Here is a 12223-nt window from a genome sequence, read left to right as displayed (position 1 = left end):
GAAGTGTTTCAGGCGGCTATATGTTTGCACTGACCTATGAAACAGCGTTCGCCTTCTACGCGTCCGGCTGTAAGTGGTGTTTCATAGGTGTTCGCTCTTGAATCACCTCACCGACCCGCCCGACCGGGTGTGGCATTTTACGGGTGTGATGCTGGGTGAGCATCGCGAGTATGTGACAGCCCGACGGTCCGCACTCTCGGGCCGAGATGGAGAAGATCTTCTTCCTCGACAACGAGGACATGGCCCTGATCATGGGGCATCGCGGCCGGCGCATCCGGTGCGGCTGGAGGTGCCGAACGAGGTCCTGGACGTTGTCGCCGGCCAGTTGGGGGTCGGCGAACGCTGCGAGCGAGCCTGGGTTCGCGACCACGCCGGCCGCGAACCCAGGCGAGGATCGGTCGGCAGTGGCGCCACTGGTGCGTAGCGTGCGGTCATCAGGTGAGAGTCGTGGTCCAGGATCCGGCGAACGACCTCTTGGGGCACGTCTCGGTTGATCAACATGGTGCCGAAAGTGTGGCGCCACTGGTGCGGGGTGAGGTGAACAGGCCGGCCGTACTCGTCTTGGATGTCACAGCGTTCCAGCGAGCGATGCAGCGCCCTGCGGTAGGTAGTGCTGAGTATCGGACGGATGCCCTCGAGGCTGTCATGGGAGCCTTGCTCTCGACGCAAGTTCGGGCGATCCCGGTCGGGGATTCCCCCGGTCCGCGAACCTGTCGTCAAATAGTTCCGGTCCAGCGGGCCGGGACGTCTTCGCCCCCGACGCGGTGCCAAGGTGGATGTTCTCCCGCGAGACGCCAGCATGTCCGAAGCCCGATATGGCATAGTTGCGCCCCTAATGACGATCTCGATAGCGGGGATCGGCGTGGGGGCATCGTGGGGAACTGTCCATCAGGGCCAGGCCGGGCAGCAGCCGGTCGCGCCGCCCGACGGGCGCGTTCAGGTCGCAGGCGGTCACCATGGCGCGCAGCGCGTCGATGGTGATGGGTGGTGCCTCGCGCTGGCCGCGGTCGCCCGATTCGGCGCGCCGGCGTTTGTGGGCGCGTAGCGCCGGACGGGCCGGCTCGGTGGCCGGCGCGGGTGGGTCTCACGTGCGGTCCGGGTGACGGTTCACTGTTGATCTGGACTCGTGTAAGAAGAGCTGGCACATTGGTCAAGCATGACGATCATGATCGATGGAGAGAGCCTGACCGCGCCCGAGGTCGTACGGGTGGCCCGCCGCGACGAGTATGCCCCTGGCGAGGAGGTTGCGCTGGCATCGGCAGCGCGGGAGCGGCTGAGCCGGGCTCGGGCCTACATCGAAGCGCACTGGATGCATGATGAGGCACCGTTGATGTACGGCTTCAACACGGGAGTCGGGCTGTTCAAGGATCGACGGGTGCCGGTTGCCGAAATGGAGCTCTACCAGCACCAGCTGATCAAGGCGCATGCGGTCGGTGTCGGGGAACCCTATGAGGAGGATGTGGTCCGGGCCACCATGCTGTTACGGGCGAACGCCTTCGCGGCCGGTTTCTCCGGGCCCACCGTCGCTGTCGTCGACCGGCTGCTGGACTTTGTCAACCGGAACCTGCACCCGGTGATCCCGTGCAAGGGTTCGGTGGGTGCGTCCGGAGATCTTGCGCCGTTGGCGTACATGGCTGCTGCCCTCAGCGGCTTTCACGAGGCGCGGATCGAATACCAGGGCGAGTCGCTGTCCGCGCGGGAGGCGATCGCCGCCGCCGGGCTCGCTGTGGACATGAGGCTGGGCGCCAAGGACGCCGCGGCCCTGCTCAACGGCTGCACCGTCTCGCTGGCTCTGGGGGTGTTGGCCGCACACGATGCACGATCTGTTGTGCAGGCTGCCGACATCGCCCTGGCCATGAGTCTGGAGGCGATGCGTGGTGAGCTGGCGGCCTTTCAGCCACCGGTGCACCAGGCCAGGCCGCATCCGGGTCAACAGCGCACCGCCCGCAACGTGCTCAGGATGGCAGGCGATTCGCGACGCTGCTCACCGTCGGCGCGGCAGGTGGTCTTTCCGGATGAGAATCGGGCGGAGGGTCAAGCGGCGCCGCCGCGAATTCAGGACGTCTATTCGTTCCGGTGTGCTCCGCAGGTGCACGGGCCCGTACGTGATGCGCTCGACTATGCCGATCGGGTTCTGGGCGTCGAGATCAACTCGGCGACCGACAACCCGCTGATGTTCGCTAGCGGTGATGACTACCAGGTCATCTCGGGGGGCAACTTTCACGGGCAGTCGCTGGCCCAGGTCATGGACCTCATGGCCATTGCCCTGACGGATCTCGGGTCCATCAGTGAGCGTCGCCTTGCCCGCCTCATCGAACCCACCATGAGCTATGGCCTGCCACGCAACCTCAACGCCGGACTCCCAGGCGTCAACACCGGCTATGCGGCCATGCAATGCTCCATGTCCGCCCTGGTGATGGAGAACCGCACGCTGGCCACGCCCGGCTCGATCGATTCCATTCCTGGTAAGGGCAACGCGGAAGACCACGTCTCCAACTCCACCTGGTGCGCCAGAAAAACCCGCACCATCGTGGCCAACGTCGAACAGATCGTCGCCGTCGAGATGCTGATGGCCGCCCAGGCACTGTCACTGGTCGAACCGCAGGCCGCCGCATTCCCCCTCGGCACGGGAACCCAGGCCGCGCTGAAGGTGATCCGCGCCGCCATCCCGCCGGCCCTCCACGGTGACCGATGGTTCGAGACGGAGATGGCGACCGCCCTCGACCTCCTACGATCCGGCACCATCTCCAAGGCCGTCCAAGCGGCTGTCGGGCCACTGGAATGATCAACCGCAGCACCGTTGCCCGGCCGCCGTACAGCGATCGTTGTCCTGGGTTGTTGATCCCTTCTTGCAGCGCAGAAAGATGGGATCTTGTCAGGCACATGAGGCCGGCTCAGCCGGTCGGATCAGTGATCTCGGTCACGAGTGCGGCCAGGGGCAGGCGGCCGGTGGGGATGGCGGACTTGCCGGTCGGGGCAGGGGCTGGGTGGCCCAGGCATACAGCGGTACGCACTCGCCAGGGCGGTGTGAGCCGGCAGATCCGGCCGGCCAGGTCGGCGTTGGTGGCGGGGAAGAACGATACGGGGCAGCTCCCCAGGCCCTGCAGGTGGGCGGCGAGCATCATGTTCTGCGCGGCGCGGCCCGCGTCGAACTGGGCGTCCTCACCGCCGGCGTCCTCGTCGACGGCCAGGGCGATCACGACCGGCGCCGTGGCGAGGTGCGCGGCGTAGGCGCCCAGGCCCGAAAGCCGGCGGCGGACTGCACCGCTGCGTACGACCACGAACCTCCACGGCTGCCGGTTACGGGCCGAGCCGGCCCAGCGGCCGGCTTCCAGCACCTGGCGCAGTTCCTCGTCGCTGACGGGTGCCGTGGTGAACCACCGGCTCGCCCGCAGGGACGTCAGCATCGACACATCGGAGTGGGGCGGCACATCCATCACGGTCCTGAACGCGGGCGGACGGGACATCCGGGGGCCGGTGCCGCTGGTTGATCAACCCTGGGCAAGGCGCAGCGCCCGAACGATCACTACGGCCTCCGCCAGGAGGTCGACCGGGCAGCCCCAGTAGTCATAGATGCCGCCCCGAGCTCGGTTGCTGCCGCAGATGACGAACACACCGGTCCCCAACTCGGCTTTGAGGTGGCCGGCCAGCCAGCCGACGAAGCCGCTGTTGTCGAGTTCGGCCGGGAAATGGAAGGAGAAGATCCCGAAGTGCTCGACGTCTGCGACTCCGGGGCGCAGCGGGACCAGCCGGCTCCAGCTCTCGCTGTCACGCACCACGGCCAAGGTGTCAGCGGTGAGTGCCGGCGGGCGGTCGGCGGGGAACTCCTCGAAGCACCACACACCATCGTGCACGGTGAGATCCGCCATCGTGATCACGCGGCGGAGGCGCTCATGAGTCTGTTCCGGAGTCTCCCTGCTGACGCTGACCATGGAACGAGACCTCCGATTCGTTTACCGTGACCCGACTCGATCAGCGGACGCACGCGATCCTCCCACGGCCCGCCGGACGTGACGCCCCCGGCTCAGGCAGGGTTGGTAACCCGGGTCGCCTCGCCGCCCAAAGGCGTCCGGAGGCAGATCCTGCTCTTCGGGCTGAGAGGCAAGTATGAGCTGAGGCAAAGGTCTGATGGCCACGGTCCTGGCCGGAACGGCCGGTGTCACGGCTGTTCAGAGGCCGTCCCTCCGCACACGGAGAGCGCCGCGCGAGAAGGAGCCACGAGCCGGGGCCGGGCAGGCAGGCGCGCTACAGCGTGCAGCGTCGCGGCGGCCATCTTTCGTCATCCATCTGACGCGTGGCCACACCTGCGTCTCATCGAGCCGAGCCATCGCGGACGAGGTCGAGAAAGCTCGCGACCAACGGCGGAAGATGACCGGGATTCCAGACCGCGGCGATGCGCCACTCCGCTGCCGGATGCCGGAGCGGCGTGATCATGATCGGCGAGGGAGCGATGCGGGCGGCGCTCGCCGGGACGAACGCGGCGTCGCTCCCGGCAGCCACGAGCGCCAGCACGGTCTGCAGGTCATGCGCCTCCTGGACGATGCTGGGCCGGGCCCCGACGGCGGTGCAGAAGCGGTTGATCTGACGTGCCAGTCCTGGGCCTCTGGCTGTCACCAACTGGACGAAATCCCGGCGATCCACCCAGCGTGAGATGTCTGCCGGGTCAGGCGGAGGGGGATCTCCATGATCGGCCGAGGCGAGCGCAAGGCGGTCGGTCCCCAGGATCAGCCGCCCCCAGCCGTCCTCGTCGGGAAGGCGGACGAAGCCAACGTCCAGTTCGTCAGCGCGAAGCCTGTCGAGCTGCTCCTGGGAGGACATGTCCTCCAGCGTGACGTACGCGTCGGGACGGCTGCGCCGGAAGGCCGCCACCAGGCGCGGAGTCAGGTCGATGCTGGAGAGCCCGAAGCCGACCGACAGTCTGCCGATCTCGCCGCCGGCCATCCTGGCCATCCGCACGGCCAAGGCGTCGGCCCGTCGCACCAGATCCTGCGCCTCCGGCAGCAGGGCCGCTCCCAGCTCGGTCGGTGTGGCGCCGTGGCGCCCGCGGTGGAACAACCGGCCCCCGACCTGCGCCTCCAGGGACTGGATCTGCTTCGTCAGCGTGGGCTGCGTCACCAGGAGCAGCCGGGCGGCGCGCCCGTAGTTGCGCTGCTCGGCCACGGTGAGAAAGGCGCGGAGCAGACCGATGTCCATTCGTTCATCCTATGGAACGCCATAAAACATTCATTGGACGCATCGGAGTCTCGTGCGATGTCCTGGTGTCCTGAACGGGTGACGGGAGGCCATGATGGAGCAGCCAGGCCAGGCGAACGGCGACGGGTTGAGATGCGCGAGCGTGCAGTTCGAGCACCGGCCGGATGACAAGGCCTACAACCTGGGCCGGGTCGAACACTACGTGCGGGAGGCCGTCGGCGGTGGGGCGCACCTCGTCGCCTTTCCGGAGATGTGCTTGCTGGGCTACTGGCACCTGCGCCGGCATTCGGCCGAGCGGCTGCGCGAGCTGGCCGAGCCGTTGACGGGGCCATCCGTCGGCCGCGTACGCGATCTGGCGGTGGAGCGCGGTGTGGCTGTGGGTGTGGGGTTCCTGGAGGCCGGCGAGCAGGGGCGGCTGTTCAACAGCTATGCCGTATGCCTGCCGGACGGGCAGGTCCACCGGCACCGCAAGCTGCACGCCTTCGAACACGAGGCGATCAGCAGCGGCGATGCCTACACCGTCTTCGACACTCCGTGGGGCGTACGCGCGGGCATCCTGATCTGCTGGGACAACAACCTGGTCGAGAACGTACGGGCGACCGCACTGATGGGTGCCTCCGTGCTCATCGCGCCGCACCAGACCGGCGGCACCGCCTCCCGCAGCCCACATGGCATGCGGCCCATCCCTGCGGAGCTCTGGCACCGCAGGCACCACGACCCCGAAGCGATCGAAGCGGAGCTGCGCGGACCGAACGGACGCGAGTGGCTGATGCGCTGGCTGCCCGCCCGGGCCCACGACAACGGCCTGTTCGTCGTGTTCAGCAATGGTGTCGGGGAGGACGATGACGAGATCCGCACCGGCAACGCGATGATCCTCGACCCCTATGGCCGCGTCCTCGCCGAGACCTGGGCCGCCGCTGATGCCATGGTCGCTGCCGACCTCGACCTGAGCCTGCTGCCCTTGTCCACCGGACGACGCTGGCTGCAGGGCCGGCGTCCCGAACTGTACGACATCCTCACCCGCCGGTTCGGCGACGAGCGCGATCCGCGCACCGCGCGCTTCGCCGCCGATCCAGTGCCCATCCTCCGCGTCCCGCGATCTGACCGGAGCTGATCGGCCACCGCTCAGCGAAGCCCGTGACGGCGTCCTGGACCTGTGGTCGGGCGCCCCATGACGAGGAGCTTGATCATGTCATGGGGGAGGACTGACGACGAGCCCGACCGGGGCGGCTCGGTGGTGTCTTCAGGTCGTTCAGCGTTTCCCTGGCGCGTACCAGAGTCTGCCGGGCAGGTTGCCGCGTCTGATCACTTGCACGCGCCACGGCTCCAGCCGCAGGACGTGCAGTTTCGGGTCTTCCGGGTCGCGCCAGAAGTTGCCCAGGTTGTAGCCCGCCCCCTGGGGGCTCGTACGCCGGTAAAGGTCCCAGACGTGGCGCTTGGTCTCCAGGTCGTCGACCCAGGTGGCGACGGTGTCGATGCTCACCGCGTTCTGCCGCGGCGTCCAGTAGGAGAACGTGCTGTGCGGGTTGCCCGCCAGGTGGGCGGCCTTGACAGGTGTCTTGTAGGTGGCGAGCCAGCCCAGTGGCAGGCCGTCGACGCTCTCCCAGACGGGGATCAGCACCCGTGCACGGGGTCGTCCCTTCTGGTCGACCGTCGTCATGGTCGCATACACGATGTCGCCGATGTAGGTGTCGAACTCATCCTTGATCTCGTCGAACGACGCCACGTGGTTGGTCATCGTTGTCTCCTTGCTGCTCGAACGATTGCGGGGGCGGATCCTTGGGCCGGTTCGGGACGCGACGGGGGTGCGCAGGCGGAAGGCCATGACGACCGTCCTGGCCATGGGGTCGGGAGATCCGTCCGCACTGAGTCACGTCCGTGGGTTCCTACAGCGGGTGTGGATCTGTCTGCCTTGGTCTGATGGGTTCCAGGACGACCACGGGGATCTTCCTACGGCTCCTGGCCTCGTAGGTTCGGTAGACCGGCGCGAGCTCGGTCATCATGCGCCAGAGCCGCTCCCGCTCCGGCCCTTCGGCGGTACGCGCCCTGGCGGTGAACCGCTCGCCGAGGATCTGCACGCCGACCTCCGGGTTGGCCACCACGTTGAGGTACCAACCGGGATGCGTGTGGGTGATGGCCGAGCCGGACGCCACCAGCACGTAGCGGCCGTCGTCCTCGCCGAAGAACAGTCCCGTGCGCAGCCACCGGCCCGACTTGCGTCCCTTGACGGTGAGGACGAGGTTGGTCACCCCTCCTTCCAGGTAGCCGTCGCGGCCGTCCGTGGCCAGATAGCGGCGCACGTGCTCGGCGACTGACGGGTCAGGGCTGTCCGCGGCGTCGTCCCACATCAGCGGCCTCCCTCGGTGCTGCCCCGGACGGGCTCGGCGCCGACCGCGGGCTCACGCCTGGCCGGATGGACGGGGATCGTGAAGGTGTCGAAATCGATGCTCATGGTCGTGACCTTTCTGTTCACGGGCCGCCGTCCTGCCCGTGGGCGGGGCGGCGGCTGGTGGCGGGGGTCGGCTCAGTGGGCGCCGCTGAGGCCCTGAGCGAAGCCGCCGTCGACCGGGAGTTCGACATTGGTGGTGAAGGTCGCGTCGGCGGCCAGGAAGAGCGCGGCGGCGGCGACCTCCTCGACGGTGCCGTTGCGCTTGAGCGGAGTGGTCTGGCTGCCCTGCAGCTCGAACTCACGGCGTTCCTCCTCGCTCAGCCCGGCGACGCCCATGGTGGGGGTCTTGATGTAGCCGGGGGCGACGGAGTTGACGCGGATCTTGCGGGGCAGGAGCTCGGCCGCCAGGACGTGGGAGACCGCGCGCACCGCTTCCTTGGAGCCGGAGTAGGCGCTCAGCCCGGGGAAGATCAGGTCGTTGGCGACGGTGGTGAAGACGATCGCCCCGCCGTCGTTGATCAGCGGTGACAGGCTCTGCACGGTGAAGAAGGCGCCCTTGGCGTTGACGGCGAAGTGCCGGTCCCAGGAGTCCTCGGTGACCTCCTCCAGCGTCTGCACCTCGGCGATGCCGTGGTTGACGAAGAGGTAGTCGATGCGGCCGAGCTTGTCCCGCACGGTGTCGCCGAGCGCGCGGATGTCGGCCATGCTGGCCGCGTCGGAGCGCACGACGTGCGCGGAGTCCGGCTTGAGCTCGGTGCGCGCCTGCTCGATCTTCGTCTCGTTGCGGCCCGTGAGGACGACCTCGGCGCCGCCCTCCAGGAGCGCCTGGACGATGGCCAGGCCCATTCCGTGAGTGCCGCCCGTGACGACGGCCTTCTTGCCTGCGAACCTGCTCATGGTGACTCCCTGGTCAAACGTTCGGGTGGGTGCCGGTCCGACCGGCACACCAGAGCGTGCGGGACCGGGCTCGCGGTTTTCTCTCGGTCTGCTTGCGGTGGGCTGACAGGCCAGGCAGGGGCGACGTGGCCGTACGGTGAGTCCATGCGTTTCGGGGTGCTGGGTCCGCTCGCCGTCTGGTCGGCGGACGGCGAACTCGTGGTGGTGCCCGAGTCGAAGGTGCGCGCACTGCTCGCGGCGTTGCTGACGTCCTGGGGGCAGGTGGTCTCCGCCGACCGGCTCGTGGACGAACTGTGGGGGGACGCGGCGCCGGCGAATCCCACAGGCGCCCTGCAGACCCTGGTGTCGCGGTTGCGGCGGGCACTTGGCCGGTCCGGGAAACAGGAGCTGGTGCTACGCCGGGGACCCGGCTACGTCCTCGACGTGGCGGACGACGCGGTGGACGCGGGCCGGTTCAGCGCGCTCACCACGCGCGCCCGTGCCATCGCCGACCCCCGCGAGCGTGCCGGGCTTCTCACCGAGGCGCTGGCACTGTGGCGCGGTCCCGCCTTCGCGGACTTCATCGACGAGGACTTCACGCGCGCAGCCGTCACGCGCCTGGAGGAGCAGCGCCTGCTGGCCTTGGAGGAGCAGGCCGAGGCCCGCCTCGAACTGGGCGAGCACAGCCTTCTCGCCGGGGAACTCGGCGACCTGACCGCCCGCCACCCACTGCGGGAGCGGCTGCGCGCGGCACACATGCGCGCCCTGTACGGCGCGGGCCGGGCCAGCGAGGCCCTGGACAGCTACCAGGATCTACGCCGCCGGCTGGAGGAGGAGCTGGGCCTTGAGCCGGGCCCCGAACTGGCGGCCCTGCAGCAGGAGGTCCTGCGACAGGACCCGGCTCTGCGGGCCGTCCCGCCACCCGCGCCCGCACCGCGCCGCCACAACAACCTGCCCACCCCGGCCACCGGCCTGATCGGACGGTCGAAGCCCGTGGAGCGGATCCGCGCCCTGATCGCGGCAGGCCGCGTAGTGACGTTGACCGGCCCCGGCGGGGTCGGCAAGACCCGCCTGGCGGTAGAGGTGGCCTCCGGCCTGACCGATTCGTACGCCGACGGCGTCTGGCTCGTGGAGCTCGCCTCGCAGGCCTTCTCCACCGGACCCGGCACCTCGGCCACGGAAGACGAACTGGCCGAGGTAGTGGCCACGACGCTGGGAATCCGGGACGACGCCCATCCTGGCCCCCTGCCGGGCAGGCGGCCGCACACACTGCTCGACCGGCTGTCCGACGCGCTCCGCTCCCAGCGCCTGCTGCTGGTCCTGGACAACTGCGAGCACGTCATCGAGGCCGCCGCCGACCTGGTCCAGGCGCTGCTGCGCAACGCCCCGTACGTACGGATCCTGGCCACCAGCCAGGAGCCGCTGAGCGTTCCGGGAGAGTGGGTCTGGACAGTGCCCCCGCTCGATCTGCCCCCGCCCGACCTGCCCGGGAGCTCGGCCGGCCTGGCGGTGCTGCGCGCGTCGAGCGCGGTGCGGTTGTTCCTCGAGCGTGCCGCCGCAGCCTCCCCCGGCTTCGAGCTCACCGAGGACAACGCCCAGGCGATCGTCTCCATCTGCCGCCGGCTCGACGGGATTCCGCTGGCCCTGGAGCTGGCGTCCACCCGGGTACGAGTGCTCGGCGTGCATGAGCTGGCCAGGCGCCTGGACGACCGGTTCCGGCTGCTCACCGGCGGCCACCGGGGCGCCCCCGCGCGGCAGCAGACCTTGCGCGCGATGATCGACTGGAGCTGGGAACTGCTCACCGCGGCCGAGCAGGCGGTACTGCGCCGGCTCGCCGTCCACTCCGACGGCTGCACCCTGGAGGCCGCCGAGGCCGTATGCGCCGGCGCCGGCGTGAAGCCCGCGGAGGTCCTGGACCTGCTGACCCGCCTGGTCGACCGCTCCCTCGTGCTGGTCGCCCACGAGGCGGACGGCCCTCGGTACCGGCTGCTCGAATCGGTCTCGGCGTACCTCCTGGAGCGGCTGCGGGAATCCGAGCACGAGCGGGTGCGCCGCGCCCACGCGCACTACTACGCGGCGTTCGCCGAGCGGGCCGACCCCCTACTGCGCGGCGCCAACCAGCAGCACGGGCTGCGCCGCCTGGACGCCGAGACCGCCAACCTCCGCAGCGCCCTCGACAGCGCCGCCGCCGACGGCGACGCTCATCTGATGCGTCGGCTCGTCCACGCGATGACCTGGTACTGGTTCCTGCGCGGCCGTCTCAGCGAGGCCAACCGCTACCTCGCCCTGGCCCTCGCCCAGCCGCAGGATCCTCCCGGACCCGACGCGGGCACGCCGGACCCGGCGGAGGGCGCCACCGCCGATCGGGTGCCGGACCGGTCGGGCACCGTGGCCTGGCAGACCGGGATGAGCCTGCTTTCCGGCGCCCCCGACGGGCCGGCACGCCACAGCCGCGCCGTCCTGGAGGTGTACGAGGGCATCCGCGACCCGCGCGAACGGACCAGGGCGGGCTGGCTGCTCGGCTTCGCGCTCACCCGGTTCGGAGAATTCGCGGTGGGCGAGGAACTGCTGAACCGGGTGCTGACCGGGTCTCGCGCGCTCGGCGACCGCTGGGCGCTCGCGGCCGGGCTCAGCGCCCGGGGGATGCAGACGTACGTGTGCGGCGATCTCAAGGCTTCCCGGCGCGAGGCCGAGGAGAGCCTCGCGCTCTTCCGCGAGATCGGCGACCGGTGGGGGCAGTCGCAGGCCATGGCCGTGCTCGGGCGGGTGGCGGAGATCGAGGGGGACTATCCGCAGGCCGGCCGCCTGCACCGGGAGGGACTGCAGATCACTGAGGACCTGGGACTGTGGACCGACGCCTCGATGCGCTGGTCCGAACTCGGCAGGATCTCCCTGTTGACCGGCGACCACGCCAGGGCGGAGGAGTTCCACGAGCGAGGCCGGCGTCTTGCCGTCGAGCAGGGGGACCAGCCGGCCGAGGAGTTCGCCGAGATCGGGCTCGCCTTGGGGGCGCGTCGGCAGGGTCAGTTCGATCGGGCGGAGTCGTACCTGCGCCGCTGGCTGGAGTGGAACCGGCAGTTCGACGCGGAGTACGGTGCGGCGCTGATCCTGGCCGAGCTCGGCTTCATCGCGGAACTGCGCGGGGACACGGAGACGGCACGAGCGCTGCACCTGCAAGGGCTGGCCGCGGCCCGGGACACCGGCGATCCCCGGGCCGTCGCCCTGGCCCGGGAAGGGCTCGCCGGGGCGTGGGCCCTCGCCGGAGACCATGTGCGGGCCGCGCGCCTGCTGGGCGCCGCGGCCGCGGCCCGCGCCTCGGCGGGCGCCCCGCTGCCGGCGGCCGAGCGTGGCGACGTGGACCGGATCACCGCCGCGCTCAAGGCAGCGCTGGGAGACGCAGGCTTCGAGGCCGCATTCGACCAGGGGCCGGCCCTGGGCCCGGACGCCGACGCGGAGGGGCTCGACGCGTGAGATGGATGACCCGCCAGGCAAGGGAGCCTACTGACCGCCGCCGCTCGAACCGTCACCTCCCTCGTGCTACCCGGCCGCCGCCACCTGCGGAGCCCCTCGCGCTGACGATGGCCGAGCAGGGCCCCTCCCAAGGCAGACACGCGAAAGCCGCTCGCGCCTGTACCGCTTCAGGCTCGTAGACCTGTTCTGAGCTGGTGTTTCTTGGGACCGGCTTGGCTGCTCGGTGGCGGCGATCTTGCCCGGACGGCGCCTGGAGGTCGTCATGGACGTCGTGGACAGCAGTTGCGGCGCTAC

10 protein-coding genes are annotated in these 12223 nt (G+C 69.7%); 3 read left to right on the top strand and 7 right to left on the bottom strand.

Annotated features, from left to right (window positions below; genetic code table 11):
• Nucleotides 1-249 precede the first annotated feature (249 nt).
• Nucleotides 250-801 (bottom strand): tyrosine-type recombinase/integrase, encoded by a 552-nt coding sequence (locus ACBI99_RS21245; protein ID WP_375073197.1) that lies wholly within the window; start codon nucleotides 799-801, stop codon nucleotides 250-252.
• Between the two features lie 355 nt (nucleotides 802-1156).
• On the opposite strand from ACBI99_RS21245, the gene hutH reads away from it, so the two are divergent.
• Complete coding sequence (gene hutH, locus ACBI99_RS21240) at nucleotides 1157-2785, top strand: histidine ammonia-lyase (protein ID WP_219510513.1); 1629 nt, start codon at nucleotides 1157-1159, stop codon at nucleotides 2783-2785.
• 109 nt (nucleotides 2786-2894) lie between these two features.
• Here the strand turns inward: hutH and ACBI99_RS21235 are convergent, their stop codons facing one another.
• From ACBI99_RS21235 to ACBI99_RS21225, 3 genes are all read right to left on the bottom strand, one after another.
• The gene (locus tag ACBI99_RS21235; protein WP_357584970.1) at nucleotides 2895-3407 is read right to left on the bottom strand and encodes a nitroreductase family protein; all 513 of its coding nucleotides are present in this window, start codon (nucleotides 3405-3407) and stop codon (nucleotides 2895-2897) included.
• Nucleotides 3408-3491: 84 nt separating this feature from the next.
• On the bottom strand, nucleotides 3492-3932 hold the full coding sequence (locus ACBI99_RS21230; RefSeq protein ID WP_219510516.1) for a DUF6196 family protein: 441 nt from the start codon (nucleotides 3930-3932) through the stop codon (nucleotides 3492-3494).
• A 379-nt stretch (nucleotides 3933-4311) separates the two neighbouring features.
• Nucleotides 4312-5193, bottom strand: a complete 882-nt coding sequence (locus ACBI99_RS21225; protein WP_357584974.1) for a LysR family transcriptional regulator — start codon at nucleotides 5191-5193, stop codon at nucleotides 4312-4314.
• Nucleotides 5194-5335: 142 nt separating this feature from the next.
• Here ACBI99_RS21225 and ACBI99_RS21220 point away from each other — a divergent pair, with 142 nt between their 5' ends.
• Entirely contained in the window at nucleotides 5336-6307 is a 972-nt protein-coding gene (locus ACBI99_RS21220) for a nitrilase-related carbon-nitrogen hydrolase (RefSeq protein ID WP_375073196.1), read from the top strand.
• 138 nt (nucleotides 6308-6445) lie between these two features.
• Here the strand turns inward: ACBI99_RS21220 and ACBI99_RS21215 are convergent, their stop codons facing one another.
• From ACBI99_RS21215 to ACBI99_RS21205, 3 genes are all read right to left on the bottom strand, one after another.
• Nucleotides 6446-6931 (bottom strand): pyridoxamine 5'-phosphate oxidase family protein, encoded by a 486-nt coding sequence (locus ACBI99_RS21215; RefSeq protein WP_219510519.1) that lies wholly within the window; start codon nucleotides 6929-6931, stop codon nucleotides 6446-6448.
• 148 nt (nucleotides 6932-7079) lie between these two features.
• A complete protein-coding gene (locus tag ACBI99_RS21210; RefSeq protein WP_375073193.1) occupies nucleotides 7080-7541 on the bottom strand; it encodes a nitroreductase family deazaflavin-dependent oxidoreductase in 462 nt (153 codons plus the stop codon).
• 176 nt (nucleotides 7542-7717) lie between these two features.
• A complete protein-coding gene (locus ACBI99_RS21205; RefSeq protein ID WP_219510521.1) occupies nucleotides 7718-8479 on the bottom strand; it encodes an SDR family oxidoreductase in 762 nt (253 codons plus the stop codon).
• Nucleotides 8480-8623: 144 nt separating this feature from the next.
• Between ACBI99_RS21205 and ACBI99_RS21200 the strand changes: the two genes are divergently transcribed.
• Nucleotides 8624-11929, top strand: a complete 3306-nt coding sequence (locus ACBI99_RS21200) for a BTAD domain-containing putative transcriptional regulator (RefSeq protein ID WP_375073192.1) — start codon at nucleotides 8624-8626, stop codon at nucleotides 11927-11929.
• Nucleotides 11930-12223 lie beyond the last annotated feature (294 nt).

This window comes from Nonomuraea sp. ATR24, from assembly GCF_041950485.1.
In the GTDB taxonomy this organism is placed as follows: Bacteria; Actinomycetota; Actinomycetes; order Streptosporangiales; family Streptosporangiaceae; genus Nonomuraea; species Nonomuraea ceibae.
This window is presented reverse-complemented; position numbering and strand designations above follow the sequence as displayed.

Excerpts from the sequence above, each read along its gene's own strand:
- ACBI99_RS21245 (WP_375073197.1), bottom strand. The coding sequence starts at position 801 with ATGCTGGCGTCTCGCGGGAGAACATCCACCTTGGCACCGCGTCGGGGG.
- hutH (WP_219510513.1), top strand. The coding sequence starts at position 1,157 with ATGACGATCATGATCGATGGAGAGAGCCTGACCGCGCCCGAGGTCGTA.
- ACBI99_RS21235 (WP_357584970.1), bottom strand. The coding sequence starts at position 3,407 with ATGCTGACGTCCCTGCGGGCGAGCCGGTGGTTCACCACGGCACCCGTC.
- ACBI99_RS21230 (WP_219510516.1), bottom strand. The coding sequence starts at position 3,932 with ATGGTCAGCGTCAGCAGGGAGACTCCGGAACAGACTCATGAGCGCCTC.
- ACBI99_RS21225 (WP_357584974.1), bottom strand. The coding sequence starts at position 5,193 with ATGGACATCGGTCTGCTCCGCGCCTTTCTCACCGTGGCCGAGCAGCGC.
- ACBI99_RS21215 (WP_219510519.1), bottom strand. The coding sequence starts at position 6,931 with ATGACCAACCACGTGGCGTCGTTCGACGAGATCAAGGATGAGTTCGAC.
- ACBI99_RS21210 (WP_375073193.1), bottom strand. The coding sequence starts at position 7,541 with ATGTGGGACGACGCCGCGGACAGCCCTGACCCGTCAGTCGCCGAGCAC.
- ACBI99_RS21205 (WP_219510521.1), bottom strand. The coding sequence starts at position 8,479 with ATGAGCAGGTTCGCAGGCAAGAAGGCCGTCGTCACGGGCGGCACTCAC.
- ACBI99_RS21200 (WP_375073192.1), top strand. The coding sequence starts at position 8,624 with ATGCGTTTCGGGGTGCTGGGTCCGCTCGCCGTCTGGTCGGCGGACGGC.